Raw genomic sequence first — 16,498 nt, forward strand, 5'->3', positions numbered from 1 at the left:
CTGTGACGGACGCCTCATTGGCCGAAGACTTTCTATCGAACGCGCGTTCAGAATGCGGGGCGTTCCGGATCCAGCCGTGCGATGCCCTCCGCGGGAGACGACGCCTGCGCGAAGTGCCGCTTCGGAATCCGCCCCGCCCGGTACGCCAGACGCCCCGCCTCCACCGCGTGCCGCATCGCGTCGGCCATCAGCACCGGCTCCTGCGCCCGCGTCACCGCCGAGGCGAGCATCACGCCCGCGCACCCCAGCTCCATCGCGAGCGCCGCGTCCGACGCCGTGCCGGCGCCCGCGTCCAGAATCACCGGCACGCGTGCGTGCTCCATGATCAACTGGAAGTTGTGCGGATTGCGGATGCCGAGCCCCGACCCGATCGGGGAGCCGAGCGGCATGATCGCCGCACAGCCGACGTCCTCCAGCTTCCGCGCCAGCACCGGGTCGTCGTTCGTGTACGGCAGCACCCTGAACCCGTCGTCCACCAGCGTCTCCGCGGCGTCCAGCAACTCGATCGGGTCCGGCAGCAGCGTCCGCTCGTCGGCGATGACCTCCAGCTTGACCAGATCCGTACCGAGCGCCTCGCGCGCGAGGCGGGCCGTCAGCACGGCCTCTCCGGCCGTGAAGCACCCCGCCGTGTTCGGCAGCACCCGGATCCCGAGCTTCTCCAGGACCGACAGCACGGAGCCGTGCACCGAAGGGTCCACCCGCCGCATCGCGACCGTGGTGAGCTCCGTGCCGGACGCCACCAGCGCCCGCTCCAGGACCTCCAGGCTGGGCGCCCCGCCCGTGCCCATGATCAGCCGGGACGTGAAGGACGTGTCGCCGATGACGAAGGGATCGTCGGCCATGGTTCAGCCTCCTTGGACAGCGGTGAGAACCTCGACGCGGTCCCCCTCGGAGAGGGACGTCGACGGCCACTGCGCGCGCGGGACGACGGTTTCGTTGAGGGCGGCCGCCACTCCGGAGGGCGCCGCGGTGAGGGACTTGACGAGCGTGTCGAGAGCCGTGCCGGGCTCGATCTGCCGACGCTCGCCGTTGACCGAGATGGTGACCGGGGTGACCGGGGTGACCGGGGTGACCGGGGTGACCGGGGGGACCGGGCTGACCGGGATGTTCATGCAGGCTGCTCCGTGAGGGCGGCGGCGCCGAAGCGCCGGGGCGTGAACGGACGGGCCTCGTCCGGGAGTTCACCGGTGGTCAGGACATGGGCCATGGCGTCGCCGGTGACCGGCGTGAGCAGCACGCCGTTGCGGTAGTGCCCGGTGGCCAGCGAGAGCCCGGCCAGCTCGGTCGGGCCGAGCAGCGGCGCGTTGTCGGGGGAGCCGGGGCGCAGACCCGCGCGGGTCTCGGTGAGCGGCAGTTCCGTGATGCCGGGCACCAGCTCGTGGGCGTCGCGCAGCAGTTCGTAGACCCCGCCCGCGGTCACCGTCGTGTCCCAGCCCAGCTCCTCGCTCGTCGCCCCCACGACCAGCTCCCCGCTCTCGCGCGGCACCAGATACACCTGGCTGCCCCGCACCACGGCGCGCACGGTCCGGCTCAGGAACGGCGCGTACCGCTTCGGCACGGTCAGCCGCAGTACCTGGCCCTTCACGGGACGCACCGGCGGCAGCACGTCGTCCGGGACGCCGGCGAGGCGTCCGCTGAGACTGCCGGCCGCGAGGACCACCTGGCCGGCGCCGAGCTCGGTACCGCCCGTCGTGGTGACTCCGGCCGCCCGGTCCCGCACGACGTCGAGGCGCTCGGCCCAGGTGCGGTGGAAGACCACCCCCGCCCGCTCACACGCGGCCACCAGCGCACCGGCCACCCGCCGCGGGTCGATCTGGTGGTCGCCGTCCACCCGCAGCCCGCCGCGCACGCCCGGCGCGAGCATCGGCTCCAGACGCCGGCACTCACGCCCCGACAGCCACTCGGAGTCCAGCCCCGACCGGCGTTGCAGGGTGTGCAGTTCGCGCAGGTGGGTCCGGTCGTCGGCGTCCAGGGCTACGGCGAGCGTGCCGCACCGGCGGTAGCCGAGGTCGTGGCCGGTGGCGTCGGTGAGCTCGGCCGCGAAGTCCGGGTAGCGGCGGGCCGAGGCGAGGTTCAGGCCGAGCAGGGTCTGCTCGCCGTAGTGCAGTTCCGTGACGGCGGCCAGCATTCCCGCGGCCACCTGGGCGGCCCCGCCGCCCGGCTCGGGGTCCACGACGGCCGTCGTGAACCCGCGCTGCGCGGCCCGCCACGCCGTGACCAGGCCGATGATTCCGCCCCCGATGACGAGGACGTCTGACGTTCGCGTACGCGACATGGGCGTCCAGCCCCTCCCTTCGCCGGCATGACCCGGATCAGGTTCGTACGGTCGGAGGCCGCCAGCCTCCCTCTCAGCCCGGTGCGTCCGGGCTCCCGCGAGTGCTCTACGTTGGCCACCCTAGCCCGCCGCCGTAAGTCTCAGTAAGGGAGCCTCAGCCCGTGCCCCGCTCGCTCGACGGTCTCGTCCTCGCCCCCGTGGCCGACCAAGCCCCAGGTCAGGTGGGTACCCGCACCCGGTTCACGTACCACGAGAAGGACGGCGAGATCTGGGCCGAGTACGCCGGCGGAGACGTCGTGCGCGGGCACCTGGTGGGCACCAGGGACGGCGACCGGCTGGACTTCCGGTACGTGCAGCTGAAGCCGGACGGGACGACGTCCTCGGGGCACTGTGTGTCGACGGTGGTCGAGCTGCCCGACGGGCGGGTGCGACTGGACGAGACCTGGGAGTGGGAGTCGCAGGACGGGTCGGGCACCAGCGTTGTGGAGCAGCTCACCGAGCACGCCCCCTGACTGACGGACAGTCACTTGTCTATGGTGATCAGGTGAGCGAGCAGACGCAGCAACGGGGTACGACAGCGACGCCCCGCGTGGTCATCGCCGGCGCGGGCATGGCCGGGGTGCAGACAGCGGTCGCCCTGCGGGAGCAGGGCTTCACCGGGACCGTCACCCTGATCGGCGCCGAGCCCCACCAGCCGTACGACCGGCCACCCCTGTCCAAGGCCGTGCTGCTCGGCAAGGCCGAGGGCTCCGCCTTCGACGTGGACTTCGAGACGCTCGGCATCGAACTGCGGCTCGGGCACGAGGTGCTGGGCGTGCGCCCCGCCGACCATGAACTGGACACCGAGGCCGGGCCCGTCCCGTACAACGTCCTCGTCCTCGCCACCGGGGCCGAACCGATCCGGCTGCCGGGCGCGGAGGGCGTGCCCGGTGTGCATCTGCTGCGCACCCTGGACGACGCCGAGCGGCTGCGGCCGGTGCTCGCGCGGCAGCACGACATCGTGGTCGTCGGCGCGGGCTGGATCGGCGCGGAGTTCGCGACGGCCGCGCGCGAGGCGGGCTGCGCGGTGACCGTCGTGGAGGCCGCCGACCGGCCGCTCGCGGGGGCGCTGCCCGCGGAGGTGGCCGCGCCGATGACCGCCTGGTACGAGGACAGCGGGGCGGTGCTGCGCACGCACGCGCGCGTGGAGCGCGTCGAACCCGGGTCGGTGATCCTCGACGACGGCTCGCGGCTGCCCGCGGGCGCCGTCGTGGTCGGCATCGGGGCCCGGCCCGCCACGGCCTGGCTGGCCGGCTCCGGCATCGAGCTCGGAGCGCACGGCGACGTCGTGGCCGACGACCGGCTGCGCAGCTCCGTGCCGGACGTCTACGCGGTGGGCGACTGCGCCTCCTTCCCTTCGGGAAGGTATGGCGAGCGCCTGCTGGTCCACCACTGGGACAACGCCCTCCAGGGCCCTCGTACGGTCGCCGCGAACATCCTCGGCGAGACCTCCGCCGTCTACGACCCCGTGCCGTACTTCTGGTCCGAGCAGTTCGGCCGTTTCGTCCAGTACGCCGGCCATCACGGCGCCGCCGACACGCTGCTGTGGCGCGGCGACCCCTCGGGGCCCGCCTGGACGGTCTGCTGGCTGAGGGACGACCGTCTCGTCGCCCTGCTGGCGGTGGGCCGGCCGAGGGATCTGGCGCAGGGGCGGCGGCTGATCGAGGCGGGCACACCGATGAACGCGGAGCTGCTGGTGGACCCGGCCAGGCCGATGAAGGCGGCGACGGCGTAGCGCGCCGGCCCTGCCCGGGTGGACCGGCCTGGCTTCCGACTGTCAGTGGCAGATGGCAGGCTTGTCCCGTGACCGAGATTGACGCAAAGATCGATGCTCTCGTCCCCGCCTGGCTCACCCTGCCCGACATCGCAGAGATGCTCGATGTCGAGGTGACGCGTGTGCGGCAGCTGGTCAAGGACGGCCAGCTCATCGCCGTACGCCGTGGTGAGAACCGCGCACTGCACGTCCCCGCCGCCTTCATCGACGGGGAAGAGCAGAAGGTCGTCAAGGGCCTGTCCGGGACCCTGACGCTCCTGCGGGACGACGGCTTCACCGACGAAGAGATGCTGGAGTGGCTCTTCACCCCCGACGAGAGCCTGCCCGGCACCCCCGCGCAGGCCCTCAGCGAGAATCGCGGCACGGAGGTGAAGCGCCGCGCCCAGGCGCTCGCCGTCTGACCCCGGCCAACTGATCCGAACACCGTCCGGCGTACGGGCCGGGCCGCGGCCGCGGGGGCGCGGTGTCGCTTGGGCGCGCCTGCGAGGCGCGTGCGGCAGAGCGCCTTCCGGCCCGGCCCGTGCGTCGGTTAGCTGCTTTGCCCCGAGGCAGGCTTCTCGCAGCCGCAGCCGCAGCCGCAGCCGCAGCCGCAGCCGCAGCCGCAGCCGCAGCCGCAGCCGCAGCCGCAGCCGCAGCCGCAGCCGCAGCCGCAGCCGCAGCCGCAGCCGCAGCCGCAGGCCAGCCCCTGCTCGCCAGACGCAGGGCAGCCCTCGCCGCCAGCCGCAGGCCAGCCCCTGCTCGCCAGCCGGCAAGCCCGCCCACGGCCCCCCGCGCCGTCCCCCAGGTACCGTGCCGCTCCGGATACCGTGCCACCGTCCGGCACCAGCCCGACGTCACCCGCCCGGCAACCCGATCACAGGGGGCTCCCGTATGTCCGACACCGCCGCAGGCACCGCCCGCGCTCAGCTCGCCGATGCCCGGCTCTACCTCTGCACCGACGCCCGTAAGCGGCAGGGCGATCTCGCGGAGTTCCTCGACGCCGTGCTGGCCGGCGGTGTCGACATCGTGCAGTTGCGGGACAAGGGCATGGAGGCGGCCGAGGAGCTGGAGCATCTGAAGGTCTTCGCCGACGCCTGCGCCCGGCACGGCAAGCTGCTCGCGGTCAACGACCGTGCCGACGTGGCCCACGCCGCGGGTGCCGATGTACTGCACCTCGGCCAGGGCGACCTCCCGGTACCCGCCGCCCGCGCGATCCTCGGCGACGACGTGCTCGTCGGCCGCTCGACGCACGCCGAGTCCGAGGCCTCCGCGGCCGCGGTCCAGGACGGCGTGGACTACTTCTGCACCGGCCCCTGCTGGCCGACCCCCACCAAGCCCGGCCGCCACGCCCCCGGCCTCGACCTGGTCCGGCACACCGCCGCGCTCGGCACGGACCGCCCCTGGTTCGCCATCGGCGGCATCGACCTGGCCAACCTCGACGAGGTGCTGGACGCGGGTGCCCGCCGTGTCGTGGTCGTACGGGCGATCACCGAGGCGGCCGACCCGGCGGAGGCGGCGGCGGAGTTCGCGAAGCGGCTGCGGCAGGCGTAGCCGCGGCGGCTTCATCGAGGAGCCGCGTCTCACTGAGCCGCGTCTCACTCTTGCCCTGGACCGTCTCAGCCAGTGGTCAGCACACGAGGGATTCGCGGGATTCGCGGTCCCCGGGGCCCCGTCCGGCCCCGGTGATGTTGCTCTGTGACCTCTTGCTGTCCAAGGCGTGGACAACAACCCGACAATTCCGGCAAATGTCCGGCGCCCGGTTGGGGGACCGGGGACCCCTGGCTAACCTGCGAGTATGGCCCTCGGCACCGCATCCATCAGGTCGGACCACGCTCGTACCGTGCGCGAGATGCTCGCGACCGGCAAGACGACGTATTCCTTCGAGTTCTACGCCCCCAAGACCCCGAAGGGCGAGCGGAACCTGTGGAACGCGCTGCGCCGGGTAGAGGCGGTCGGACCCGACTTCGTCTCCGTGACATACGGCGCGGGCGGCTCCACCCGTGCGGGCACGGTCAAGGCGACCGAGGCCATCGCCTCGGACACCACGCTCACCCCGATCGCCCACCTCACCGCCGTCGACCACTCCGTGGCCGACCTGCGCAACATCATCGGGCAGTACGCCGACGCCGGGATCCGCAACATGCTGGCCCTGCGCGGCGACCCGCCCGGCGACCCGCTCGGCGACTGGGTGCGGCACCCGCAGGGGCTGACCTACGCCGCCGAGCTCGTCGAACTGATCAAGGCGTCCGGAGATTTCTGCGTCGGCGTCGCGGCCTTCCCGGCGATGCACCCGCGCTCCGCCGACTGGGAGACGGACGTCGGTCACTTCGTCGACAAGTGCCGCGCCGGCGCGGACTACGCGATCACGCAAATGTTCTTCGAACCCGAGGACTACCTGCGGTTGCGCGACCGTGTCTCGGCCGCCGGGTGCGACACCCCGATCATTCCGGAGATCATGCCGATCGCCAGCCTAAGGACGCTTGAGCGCATCCCGTCCCTCACCAACGCCTCCTTCCCGGCCGCCCTGAAAGAGCGGATCCTCACAGCAAAGGACGATCCGGCGGCTGTACGCTCCATTGGCATCGAGTTCGCCACGGAGTTCTGCGCACGGCTGCTGGCCGAGGGAGTGCCCGGACTGCACTTCATCACGCTCAACAACTCCACGGCGACGCTGGAAATCTACGAGAACCTGGGCCTGCACCATCCACCGCAGGCCTAGACCGGCCGTCCTGATATACGTCACACTGCGCAGGCGGCCACTGGGAGAGGGGCGTACATGGGCTGGACGGTCCTCTACATCGCGTTCGGCGTCGTCGCGCTGTGGCTGCTGGGCGAAGTGCTGTTGCAGTACAAGGCGCGGCTGCGCTGGCGGCTGCTCGCCTTCGTCGGCTTCCTCGGCGTCGTGGTCGGGGTACTGATCCCGTCCGTCATCGTCATCGGTCTGGGCGCGGCGGCGTTCGCGGTCGGCCAGACCTACGTCACGCTGTCGTTCCGCCGCGGCTTCTCGGCCGGCTGGGCCGTCTCCGCACCGGCCCTCGGCCCCCTGGCCGCCGCCAAGCGCCGCCGCGGCGAACCGGACCGCCAGGATCCGACCCTGGAGGTCTCCGACCTCGAGGCGACCGGCGGTTTCGCGGGCGACGACGCCAACTACGGTCGAGGCGACGCCGGTTACGGCCAGGACGACTACGACCGCGACGACGTCTTCACCCCCTCCCGCCCGGACCGACCCGCAGCCGCGGAGACGACCTCCGTCTACGAGCCGCAGCCCCTCCCCGAGGACACCGGCTCGTACGGCATATACAGCGACCCGGCCCACGCCGCCGCCGACCAGAACTACGCGGCCGCCGGCCAGCCCCGGGACCAGTACGCGACGGCCGACCAGGGCTACGGGTACGACGCCGGCTACTCCGGCTACGACCAGCAGCAGTACGGCTACGACGCCACCGGCCAGCAGCAGTACGCCGCCTACTCCGACCCGTACATCGGCACCCAGACCTACGGCGACGGCTCCTACGACGCCTACGGCCAGCAGCAGTACGGCCAGCAGGGCTACGCCCAGGACCAGTACGCCACCGGCACCGGCACCTACGGCGAGACCCCACCCGGCGGCGTCTGGGTCCCGCAGCAGCGCACCGACGAGACGTACGGCGGCGAACTCCCGCCGGAGCAGCAGTACCCGTACCAGGGCGACGGCCAACAGCAGGGCCAGGGCCAGGGCCACGGGAACGGGTACGACGAGCAGTACCGCTTCTGACGGCCCACGGGGCGCGCCCTGCGCGAGACGCCCTGCGCGAGACGCCCTGCGCGAGACGCCCTACGCGAGACGCCCTACGCGCGGCTCACTGCGACCCCCGGAACTCCGGCCCCTCCACGATCAGCCCGGCCACCAGCGCGCCCGACATACCGGCGTGGGGGAGACCGCCGCCGGGGTGGGACCAGCCGCCGACTCTGAGCAGGCCCTGCATGGCAGTGCTGTTGGACGGGTGCAGCAGACGTCCGTCACCTGCGGCGAGCGCGGGCGCCGGAACCGCTCCGCCCTCCGCGCCGGTCGCCTCCGCGATGTCGGCCGGAGTGCACACCTCATGCCAGAGCAGGCGGTCGCGCAGGCCAGGCACGGCACGCTCGGCGACGGCGATCAGCTGCTCGGCGTGCAGGTCGAGGACCTCCCGCTCCGCCCAGTCCCCAGTGGGCCGCGCAGGCACCACCGAGCTGAGCGTGATCGCCTCATGACCGAGGTCCGGAACCAGTTCGGGATCGTCGGGCCGCAGCACCGCGACCGTGGGTCGCGCGGCCACGCCCGGAGCGGCGCCGAACAGGGTGCCCAACTCGGTCTCGCGATCCGTCGCATGCACCACCGTGCGGTGCGCCGTGGCTTCCGGCCGGGCGCCGCGCAGCGCCAGCAGCACCGTCAGACGGCTCGCCGCCCCGCGCTGGGGTGCGACCTCGTCGGCGCCCCGGACCGCCGACTCCCGGACGAGGCGGTCCAGCACCCCGGGAGTGACCCCGGCGACCACGAAGTCCGCCTCCGCCGTCGACCCGTCGCCCAGCTCCAGCCCGGCCGCCCGGCCGTCCTTCTCCAGGACCCCGACGACCTCGGCACCGAAATGGAACTCGACCTTACGGGCCACGCACCGCTCGTACACGGCACGCGCCAACTCCCGTATGCCGCCCCGCACATACCAGGTCCCGAACGCGTGCTCCAGGTACGGCAGCACAGCCGCGCTCGCCGGGGTCGCGCGCGGATCCAGGCCGTACGCGAGCGCGTGGCTCTCCAGCAGGGCGACGAGCCGGGGGTCGCGCAGCTCCCAGGCGCCGACCTCGGCGAGGGTGCCGGCCCGGCGGGTGCGCAGGAGTCGCTTGTGGGGGACCGCCGGATAGGGCTCGCGGTCGGCCAGCACCTGCCAGTTCGGCCACAGGGGCTCCTCCAGCAGAGGTCTGCGCGTGCGGTCCCACGCCTCGCGGGCACGGACCAGGAAGTCGCCCCAGCGGCCGCCGGTTCCGGCGCCCAGGGCCTCGTCGAGGGCGGCCACGACGCCCGCGCGCGAGGCGTTCGGCACGGAGAGCTCGGTGCCGTCCGCGAAGACGTGCCGCGCGGACGGGTCGACCTGGACCAGCTCGACGCACGCCTCCAGCGGCTCCTTGCCGGTCTTGATGAACAGGTCGCGGTAGACGGCCGGGAGCGGGAGCAGCCCGGGGCCCGTGTCGAACCCGAAGCCGTCGCGCTCGAAGCGGCGCACCGCTCCGCCGTACGTCTCCGTACGCTCGTACACCGCCACCCGGTGGCCCGCGACGGCCAGCCGGGCAGCGGCCGCCATCGCGCCCATCCCGGCGCCGATCACCGCAATCCGTGCCATGCGTGGGACTTTATCGGCCGCCACTGACAATGGCCCACTGACCTCGAAGGACGGCTCAGCCGGACCGCTGGGTCACCGTCTGCCCGAGCCGTTTCTCGGCCCGCCGTTCGGCCCTGCGGCGCAGGAAGCGACGGATCCGCGAGACGAGGAAGAGAAGCAGCAGCAGGCCGGCGAGCAGCAGGGTGCCCGCGATGACCGCGGCGGCGACGGGGTAGAAGATCGCGAGGGTGATGAGGGCGCCGACCCCGAGATCCTCGGCGATGCTCACCACGATGTTGCTGAACGGCTCCGGCGAGGTGTTGACCGCCATCCGTGTCCCGGCCTTGACCAGGTGGCTGACCAGCGCCGTGGAACCGCCGACCGCGCCCGCCACCAGCTCCGGCAGCGACCCGCTCTGCCCGGCGAGCAGTGCCGCGACGACCGCGCCGGCCACCGGCCGGACCACCGTGTGCACCGAGTCCCACGCCGAGTCCACGTACGGGATCTTGTCGGCGACGGCCTCGCACAGGAAGAGCACACCAGCCGCGATCAGTACGTCGGGCCGTTGCAGCGCCTCGGGCACCTCGTCGCTCAGCCCGGTCGCGCCGAACACGCCGAGCAGCAGGACCACGGCGTAGGAGTTGATGCCGCTGGCCCAGGCGCTGGTGAAGATCAAGGGAAGTATGGACACGGACGCGATCGTAACCAGTGGGCGACGGACGGTCCTGGGGATGAGTGCGCAGGCCTGAGTACGCGTACCTAGCCGGTGAGATGAGTACGCGCGCGGATGGGGGCCGACCTGCGTGAACGAGAGAGTGGAGGCACGGAGAAGGGGTTCGGCTCCGGCACCGGCGACACGGGGCGCCGGAACGGAGCTACCCCGGATCCGCTCCTTCCGCCGGCCAGGCGTCGGCGGGAGCGAGACCGGGGGACCCGGGGGAACACCGAACGGGGGCCCGGCGGGGGGATCACGGGGGAGTACGGGGGAAACGGGGTACGGGGGAGCACGAGAAGGCGCCGGTTCGACAGTGGCCCGCGGGGGACGCGGCCACTTCGGACCGGCGCTTTCGTCTGCTCAGCGGCGCCCGCTCACCCGGCCCTGCAACAGCCGGGACAACGCCGAGTGCACGTCGTCCAAGGAGCGCTCCGGCTGGAACGACTTCCAGTCGAGCGCGGCCACCAGGACCATGCCGACCAGTGCGGAGGCGGTCAGCGCGACGTCGATCTCCTCGCTGAACTCGCCGTTCTCCACGCCCTCGCGCAGTACGCCCTCGACGACCGCCACGGCCTGCTGGCGGACCACCATCAGCGTGGACTGCCAGGTCCGGTTCGTCCGCCACAGCTCGGCGACGTAGAGCTGAGTGAAGGACGGGTAGCGGTCGATGAAGACGAGGCCCGCGCGGACCATCGCGTCCAGGGCGTCGACCTTGGTGCCGCCGTCCCGGGCGGTCCGCTCGGCCGCCTCCCGGAGGGAGGCGGTGAGAAGGCCCACTCCGTGACGCAACAGCTCCTCGAAGAGGACCGACTTGCTCGCGAAGTTGTAGTAGACCGTGCCCTTCGCCACCCCGGCCCGCTCGGCGATCTCGTCAACGGTGGTGGCGGAGAAGCCCTGTTCGGCGATGAGGGTGACGGCTGCCTCGTAGAGCTTCTGCCGGGTGGCCTCACGGCGCGTGCTGCCGCCCGACGCGGCGTTGCTGCTTTCCATGGCCCTGATTGTCCCGCGCGCGCTCACAGGGTCAGCTCCGGGTGCAGCCGGTCGAGCGTCCACACCTGCCGGCGCCGGGCCGACAGCGCGGTCAGCGCGACGGCGCCCGCGGTGAAGGCGGCGAGCACCACGCACGCGTGCCACACCGGTTCGAGACCGCCGCCCGTGATGAGCCTCCTGAGTGCCTCCACGACGTAGCTCATCGGCAGGAAGGGGTGGAGCGCGTTGAAGAAGCCCGGGCTGGTCTGTACGGGGTACGTGCCGCCCGCGGACGTCAACTGGAGCATCAGCAGGGCCAGGACGAGGATCCGGCCCGCCGCGCCGAAGCGGGCGTTCAGCCACTGCACGATCGCCGAGAAGCAGGCCGTCACCAGGAACAGGAAGCCCACCGTGCCGGCCGCTCGTGCCATCTGAAGGCCGATGGCCCAGTGCAGCACAGACATCAGCGCCACGGTCTGGAGGATCCCGATCGCCACCACGGGCAGCCAGCCGGCCAGCGCGATCCGCCAGGCGGAGGCGCCCGCGGCGAGCGCGCGCCGGTTCATCGGGGAGATCAGCATGTACGCCACCATCGCGCCCACCCACAGGGACAGCGGGATGAAGTACGGGGCGAACCCGGTGCCGTAGTTGGCCGCCTTGTGCATGTCCCGGGAGACGAGCTGGACCGGGTCGGACATGACCTCGGTGCGCTGCTCGCGGGCCTTCTTGTCGTAGTCGGGAATCTGTTCGGCGCCGTCGTGCAGCCCGTCCGAGAGCTTCCCGGAGCCGTCGACGAGCTTGTAGATGCCGCCGTTGAGGTCGACCGCGCCGGTCTTGAGCTCGCCCACGCCGGTGTCCAGGTCCGCCGCGCCGGACTTGGCCCCGCCGAGGCCGGAGTGCAGCTTCTTGGCGCCCGCGGCGACCTTGGCTGCGCCCTGGTTCAGCTTGTTGATCCGGGTGACGGCGTCGTCGAGGTCCTCGGAGAGGCGCGGCGCCCGGTCGGCGAGTGCCTGCGACTGCTTCTGGAGGGTGGCGAGGTTCTTGTCGAGCTTCTTCAGGTCGCCGTCGTGGTCGGCGATCAGGGTGTTGAGGTCGTCGGCGATCGTCGCGACGTCCGCGGCCGAGCTCTTGGCCTTCTTCAGGTCGGCGCAGGCCGGGTCGGGCAGGACCGCCTTCTCGCAACGCGCCTCGTAGACGCCGTTCAGCACGGCGGAGGCCGCGTGGGCGCCCTTGGCGGCGCCCGGGGCGTGCTCCACCAGGTCGTCGAGGTTGTCGCGGATCGCCCCGGAGGTGTCGGCGACCAGCTTCGCGGTGTCCCCGATGGTCTTCTCGTTGTCCTGGAAGAACGGGCCGATCTTGTTGTCGACCCCGTTGACCCGGTCGGCGAGCGTCTGTGTCCCCTCGGCCACCTGCCGGGAGCCGGTCTCCAGGTCGCCCGCGCCCTTGTTGAGCTTCTTCAGACCCGTGGACAGCTTGCCGCTGCCCTTCTTGGCCTCCTTCAGCCCGTCGGCGAGGTCCTTGGAGCCCTTCTCCGCCTTCCCGATGCCGCCTTCGAGCCGGTCGGCACCGGACGCGGCCTTGACCGTCGCGCCGTGGATGTCGGAGAACGAGACGAAGATCCGGTCCAGGAACGACCGCGACGCCTTCGTGGACGCGGCCTCGCGCACCTCACTGAAGACCGTCCGCGAGATCTGCCCGACGATGTAGTTGTTCGCGTCGTTCGTACGCACCTGAAGGGCGCCCGTCTCCGGCGAGTCGCCCGCGCTCGACGCGATCCGCTCGCTGAAGTCGGCCGGCATGGTCAGCGACAGGTAGTAAGTGCCGTCCTCGACGCCCTTCTCGGCCTCGGCGGCACTCACCTCCCGCCAGTCGAAGACGTCGCTCTCGCGCAGCCCCTTGGTGATGTCGTCGCCGGCGGTGAGTTCCTTGTCGCCGGCCTTCGCCCCCTTGTCGTCGTTCACGAGGGCCACGGGGATGCGGTCGAGACGGCCGTACGGGTCCCAGAACGACCACAGGTACAGGGCGCCGTACAGCAGGGGCAGCACCAGCAGCGCGACCAGGGCGGCGCGCGGCAGCTTCCCCCGGCCGAAGCGCCTCAGTTCAAGCGCGGCCAGCCTCGGCGAGCGCATCGGCGGCCTCCTTTCCATCGGATTGCGGGGCGGCGGTCTTCGGGGCGGTGGACACCTTGACGGCGCCGTCGGGTGCCTCGCTGCACACCGCCACGACCGTCGTCCCGGCCTCGGCGATCGACTTCAACAGCGCCCAGGCCTCGGCCCGTTCGGCGTCCGAGAGCTTGAGGTCGGTGTCGTCGACGCCGAGCACGCGCGGGTTCGCGATCAGGGCCAGCGCGATCGACAGCCGCAGCGCCTCCAGCCGCTCCAGATCCCGTACAGCCGTACGGGAGCTCTTGGGCAGGGACTCCAGGTCCAGGCCCGCCGTCCTCAGCGCCGCGTCGATCCGCCGCCGCTCCTCGCCACCGCGCTCGCCCCGCCGGCGCAGCAGCCCGCGCACCGAGTCGCCGAACCGCCGCTGAAGCAGCGCACGTTCGTGGAGGTGCTCGGCGACGGTCAGGGCCGGATCCAGGTCGGTCACACCCGGAACGTGGGCCAGGGCGCTCACCCGCCGCACCGCCGCCATGCGCCTGGGCAGCCCCGCGTCGCCGACGGCGGCGGAGCCCTCCGTGGGCTTCATGCGTCCCGTGAGCGCGAGCAGCAGACACGTACGGCCCGTACCGGACGGCCCCTCGATCGTGATCAGCGAACCGGCCTCCGCCTCGAAGGAGACCCCGCGGAACGCCCATCCGCGTGGCCCTTCGAGCCCGAGGCCGTGGGCCGTGACGCCGGATGCGGCCACGGTTCCCCCCATCCCTGCCCCCTTATTTGAACTGACTGGTCAGTGCAAAAACTAGCCCGAATGCTCGATCGATGCAAAAGCGCAGGTCAGAACGGATTGTCAGTGCCATACCCCACGATGGGCACATACGGCATCCCGTAGCGGGCATGCCGTCACACAGACGACAGGAGGTTCGTCATGGCCAGCTATCACGCGGCAGCCGCCCGTCGGCGCGGCGCCGCCGGCCCTGCCCCCTCACTGACCGGCCCGGCGAGCGATGTGCACCCCGTGCTCCGCCGGGCCACGGCCCCGCCCGCCGCCCTCGACCTGCTCGCCCAGGCCCGTGCCGGACTGGACGAGGCCGCCGTTCTGGAAACTCCGAACGAGCGCTATGCCACAGCTCATCTCTCCGCCCTGCGCACAGCCGCCGCCGTACTCGCCGCACGGGGGCGCCCGGAACCCACGTCCAAGCGCCGGGCCCGGATCAGGAGCGCGTGGGAAGTGCTCCCCGAGATCGCGCCCGAACTCGCCGAGTGGAGCGCGCTGTTCGCCTCCGGGGCCCGGCGCCGCGCCCGGGCCGAGGCGGGCATCCAGGGCGCGGCCAGCCGCCGGGACGCAGACGACCTGATACGCGACGTGGCGATGTTCCTGCGCCTCGTCGAGCGGATGCTGGTGCTCCAGCCGGTCCTGCCCCAGCCACGAACGGACGCGGACGGGGAGGAGGGCGTGGGCTCGCGTCACGCGCGCGACGACATGCCGGACGCCGGCTGACGGCGAAACAGCCGGACCGGGGCCGGTCCGTCGGAGGGGACGGGCGGCGTCGCGCGGCACCGCGATGGCCGGTCGCGCCGCCGCAGGCAATAGGGTGGAGGGCGCCTGAAGCCTTCCCACCCCGCGTGACCCTGGCCGGGGAGGCAGCCCGTTCGCTCCGCCGTGCAAGTGGCGGTGCCGCGCCGAGGAGTCAACTGCCGTGTCGGACCCTATGCGGCCCCGCGCCGCCCTCCGTACCGCCGTGGTCTGGGAGGTCCTCCAGGACGCCCTGGACCGCCGTGTGAAGGCCACGGGTCGCCAGGCGCTCGACGTCCTCGACACCGGCGGCGGCAGCGGCAACTTCGCGGTGCCCCTCGCCCGCCTCGGCCACCGCGTCACCGTGGTGGACCCCAGCCCGAACGCGCTCTTCGCCCTGGAGCGGCGCGCCGCCGAGGCCGAAGTCGCCGACCGGGTGAAGGGCGTCCAGGGCGACGCGCACGGCCTCTTCGACGTGGTCGAGCGCGGCGGGTACGACGTCGTGCTGTGCCACGGCGTCCTGGAGTACGTCGACGACCCCGCCGAGGGTGTCCGCAACGCGGTGGCCGCCCTGCGCGCCGAGGGCGTCCTCAGTCTGCTCGCCGCCGGTCTCGGGGGAGCGGTGCTGGCGCGGGCCCTCGCCGGTCACTTCAAGGAGGCCAAGCAGGCCCTCCAGGACCCGGACGGCCGCTGGGGCCAGGGCGACCCGGTGCCGCGCCGGTTCACCGCCGAGCAGCTCACGGCACTGGTCGAGGGCGCCGGCCTCGCCGTCGGCGCCGTGCACGGTGTCCGCGTCTTCGCCGACCTCGTGCCCGGGGTCCTGGTGGACACCGAGCCCGGCGCCCTGGAGGCGCTGCTGAAGCTGGAGGAGGCGGCCGCCGAGCTGCCCGCCTTCCACTCGGTGGCCACCCAGCTGCACGTGCTCGGCGAGACGGGGGAGACCGCCGGGGCCTGAGCCGCCCGCCGTGCCGTCCGTCGGCGGACCTCGGGAGCGCGCCGTTGATCAGGGACTTGGCTGCACATGGAGTACGCCACAGGCCCCCCGATCGGACGCCGGGCGCCGTATGATCGAGGGAGACCGTTCCGGCATGACGGGTCGGCCGCTGGGGAATGCAGATCTCAGTGAGCCGGGACGTCCATGGCGGAGCCCGGTTGGCCAATTGGCGTAGAGGGGCGGGTTTCACGGGGGCGATTCCCTGCCTATCCTGAAGGGACCCCCCGGGTCGCCCCGGCGACTGCACGATGAGGAGGACTCCGTGCCGCTCTCGGAGCACGAGCAGCGAATGCTCGAGCAGATGGAGCGAGCGCTGTACGCCGAAGATCCCAAGTTCGCGACAGCGCTTGAGGGAAGCGGGCTGCGTACGTACACCCGGCGACGGGTCTACCAGGCGGTCGCGGGCTTCCTCGTAGGTATCGCGCTCCTCATGGCTGGAATGGTCGCCAAGCAGGTCTGGCTCAGTGTGGTGGGCTTCCTCGTCATGCTGGGCTGTGCGGTACTCGCCGTGACCGGCTGGCGCAAGGCCCCCAAGCCGGGCGAACAGCCCGCCGGCGGTCAGCAGGCCCGCCGCCAGCCACGCCAGAAGCGCTCCATGATGGACCGCATCGAAGAGCGCTGGCAGCGCCGCCGCGACGAACAGGGCGGCCATTAGCTCGACAAGCAGCTCCCATACCGACGCAGGGGGTGACCACCGGTGGGTGGCCACCCCCTGACGTATGCCTGGACGAATGCCTGGATGCCTGGGCGAATGACTGGACGTACGCCTGACTCCTGCTGACCTGTTCCTGCACTGACGTGG

Annotated in this window: 17 protein-coding genes and 1 riboswitch; of the genes, 9 read left to right on the top strand and 8 right to left on the bottom strand. The window is 72.3% G+C overall.

The window, feature by feature from the left end:
* Positions 1-47: 47 nt before the first annotated feature.
* The 3 genes from AQJ67_RS13730 to thiO all read right to left on the bottom strand — a co-directional run bounded on the left by AQJ67_RS13730 (position 48) and on the right by thiO (position 2,275).
* Positions 48-842 (bottom strand): thiazole synthase, encoded by a 795-nt coding sequence (locus AQJ67_RS13730; RefSeq protein WP_062718985.1) that lies wholly within the window; start codon positions 840-842, stop codon positions 48-50.
* Positions 843-845: 3 nt separating this feature from the next.
* Entirely contained in the window at positions 846-1,112 is a 267-nt protein-coding gene (gene thiS, locus AQJ67_RS13735; RefSeq protein ID WP_244190452.1) for a sulfur carrier protein ThiS, read from the bottom strand.
* Positions 1,109-2,275, bottom strand: coding sequence for a glycine oxidase ThiO (gene thiO / locus AQJ67_RS13740; RefSeq protein WP_062719347.1), 1,167 nt, complete (start codon positions 2,273-2,275; stop codon positions 1,109-1,111). Before thiO ends, thiS begins: the two co-directional genes overlap by 4 nt.
* Positions 2,273-2,384: riboswitch (TPP riboswitch) on the bottom strand. It overlaps the preceding gene by 3 nt.
* Before the next feature lie 52 nt (positions 2,385-2,436).
* Here thiO and AQJ67_RS13745 point away from each other — a divergent pair.
* The 6 genes from AQJ67_RS13745 to AQJ67_RS13770 all read left to right on the top strand — a co-directional run bounded on the left by AQJ67_RS13745 (position 2,437) and on the right by AQJ67_RS13770 (position 7,821).
* Positions 2,437-2,787, top strand: a complete 351-nt coding sequence (locus AQJ67_RS13745) for an avidin-fold protein (RefSeq protein ID WP_062718986.1) — start codon at positions 2,437-2,439, stop codon at positions 2,785-2,787.
* Positions 2,788-2,819: 32 nt separating this feature from the next.
* Positions 2,820-4,049, top strand: a complete 1,230-nt coding sequence (locus AQJ67_RS13750; RefSeq protein ID WP_079055951.1) for an NAD(P)/FAD-dependent oxidoreductase — start codon at positions 2,820-2,822, stop codon at positions 4,047-4,049.
* Positions 4,050-4,117: 68 nt separating this feature from the next.
* Complete coding sequence (locus AQJ67_RS13755; protein WP_062718988.1) at positions 4,118-4,489, top strand: Rv2175c family DNA-binding protein; 372 nt, start codon at positions 4,118-4,120, stop codon at positions 4,487-4,489.
* A gap of 469 nt (positions 4,490-4,958) precedes the next feature.
* Positions 4,959-5,618: a thiamine phosphate synthase gene (gene thiE, locus AQJ67_RS13760; protein WP_062718989.1), complete on the top strand. Its 660-nt coding sequence runs from the start codon at positions 4,959-4,961 to the stop codon at positions 5,616-5,618.
* Between the two features lie 244 nt (positions 5,619-5,862).
* Complete coding sequence (metF, locus tag AQJ67_RS13765) at positions 5,863-6,786, top strand: methylenetetrahydrofolate reductase [NAD(P)H] (protein ID WP_062718990.1); 924 nt, start codon at positions 5,863-5,865, stop codon at positions 6,784-6,786.
* A gap of 57 nt (positions 6,787-6,843) precedes the next feature.
* Positions 6,844-7,821: an SCO2102 family sporulation regulator gene (locus tag AQJ67_RS13770; protein ID WP_062718991.1), complete on the top strand. Its 978-nt coding sequence runs from the start codon at positions 6,844-6,846 to the stop codon at positions 7,819-7,821.
* An 85-nt stretch (positions 7,822-7,906) separates the two neighbouring features.
* Here AQJ67_RS13770 and AQJ67_RS13775 read toward each other — a convergent pair whose 3' ends face one another.
* The 5 genes from AQJ67_RS13775 to AQJ67_RS13795 form a co-directional block, all read right to left on the bottom strand.
* Positions 7,907-9,421, bottom strand: coding sequence for a phytoene desaturase family protein (locus AQJ67_RS13775; protein ID WP_062718992.1), 1,515 nt, complete (start codon positions 9,419-9,421; stop codon positions 7,907-7,909).
* Between the two features lie 55 nt (positions 9,422-9,476).
* Entirely contained in the window at positions 9,477-10,091 is a 615-nt protein-coding gene (locus AQJ67_RS13780) for a DUF4126 domain-containing protein (RefSeq protein ID WP_062718993.1), read from the bottom strand.
* A 384-nt stretch (positions 10,092-10,475) separates the two neighbouring features.
* Positions 10,476-11,105, bottom strand: coding sequence for a TetR/AcrR family transcriptional regulator (locus AQJ67_RS13785; protein WP_062718994.1), 630 nt, complete (start codon positions 11,103-11,105; stop codon positions 10,476-10,478).
* A 23-nt stretch (positions 11,106-11,128) separates the two neighbouring features.
* A complete protein-coding gene (locus tag AQJ67_RS13790; RefSeq protein ID WP_062718995.1) occupies positions 11,129-13,213 on the bottom strand; it encodes a YhgE/Pip domain-containing protein in 2,085 nt (694 codons plus the stop codon).
* Positions 13,185-13,949, bottom strand: coding sequence for an ATP-binding cassette domain-containing protein (locus AQJ67_RS13795; RefSeq protein WP_062718996.1), 765 nt, complete (start codon positions 13,947-13,949; stop codon positions 13,185-13,187). The genes AQJ67_RS13790 and AQJ67_RS13795 overlap by 29 nt, the downstream gene beginning before the upstream one ends.
* A 165-nt stretch (positions 13,950-14,114) precedes the next feature.
* Between AQJ67_RS13795 and AQJ67_RS13800 the strand changes: the two genes are divergently transcribed.
* The 3 genes from AQJ67_RS13800 to AQJ67_RS13810 all read left to right on the top strand — a co-directional run bounded on the left by AQJ67_RS13800 (position 14,115) and on the right by AQJ67_RS13810 (position 16,351).
* Positions 14,115-14,687: an SAV_6107 family HEPN domain-containing protein gene (locus AQJ67_RS13800; RefSeq protein ID WP_062718997.1), complete on the top strand. Its 573-nt coding sequence runs from the start codon at positions 14,115-14,117 to the stop codon at positions 14,685-14,687.
* A gap of 199 nt (positions 14,688-14,886) precedes the next feature.
* On the top strand, positions 14,887-15,657 hold the full coding sequence (locus AQJ67_RS13805; protein WP_062718998.1) for a class I SAM-dependent methyltransferase: 771 nt from the start codon (positions 14,887-14,889) through the stop codon (positions 15,655-15,657).
* A 301-nt stretch (positions 15,658-15,958) separates the two neighbouring features.
* A complete protein-coding gene (locus AQJ67_RS13810) occupies positions 15,959-16,351 on the top strand; it encodes a DUF3040 domain-containing protein (protein WP_062718999.1) in 393 nt (130 codons plus the stop codon).
* The last annotated feature ends 147 nt before the right edge of the window (positions 16,352-16,498 follow it).

The sequence above is a fragment of the Streptomyces caeruleatus genome (assembly GCF_001514235.1).
Lineage (GTDB): Bacteria > Actinomycetota > Actinomycetes > Streptomycetales > Streptomycetaceae > Streptomyces > Streptomyces caeruleatus.

Coding starts and splice junctions, on each gene's coding strand:
- metF (WP_062718990.1), top strand. CDS start 5,863: ATGGCCCTCGGCACCGCATCCATCAGGTCGGACCACGCTCGTACCGTG.
- AQJ67_RS13795 (WP_062718996.1), bottom strand. CDS start 13,949: ATGGGGGGAACCGTGGCCGCATCCGGCGTCACGGCCCACGGCCTCGGG.
- AQJ67_RS13770 (WP_062718991.1), top strand. CDS start 6,844: ATGGGCTGGACGGTCCTCTACATCGCGTTCGGCGTCGTCGCGCTGTGG.
- AQJ67_RS13800 (WP_062718997.1), top strand. CDS start 14,115: ATGGCCAGCTATCACGCGGCAGCCGCCCGTCGGCGCGGCGCCGCCGGC.
- thiS (WP_244190452.1), bottom strand. CDS start 1,112: ATGAACATCCCGGTCAGCCCGGTCCCCCCGGTCACCCCGGTCACCCCG.
- AQJ67_RS13785 (WP_062718994.1), bottom strand. CDS start 11,105: ATGGAAAGCAGCAACGCCGCGTCGGGCGGCAGCACGCGCCGTGAGGCC.
- AQJ67_RS13775 (WP_062718992.1), bottom strand. CDS start 9,421: ATGGCACGGATTGCGGTGATCGGCGCCGGGATGGGCGCGATGGCGGCC.
- AQJ67_RS13790 (WP_062718995.1), bottom strand. CDS start 13,213: ATGCGCTCGCCGAGGCTGGCCGCGCTTGAACTGAGGCGCTTCGGCCGG.
- AQJ67_RS13730 (WP_062718985.1), bottom strand. CDS start 842: ATGGCCGACGATCCCTTCGTCATCGGCGACACGTCCTTCACGTCCCGG.
- thiO (WP_062719347.1), bottom strand. CDS start 2,275: ATGTCGCGTACGCGAACGTCAGACGTCCTCGTCATCGGGGGCGGAATC.
- thiE (WP_062718989.1), top strand. CDS start 4,959: ATGTCCGACACCGCCGCAGGCACCGCCCGCGCTCAGCTCGCCGATGCC.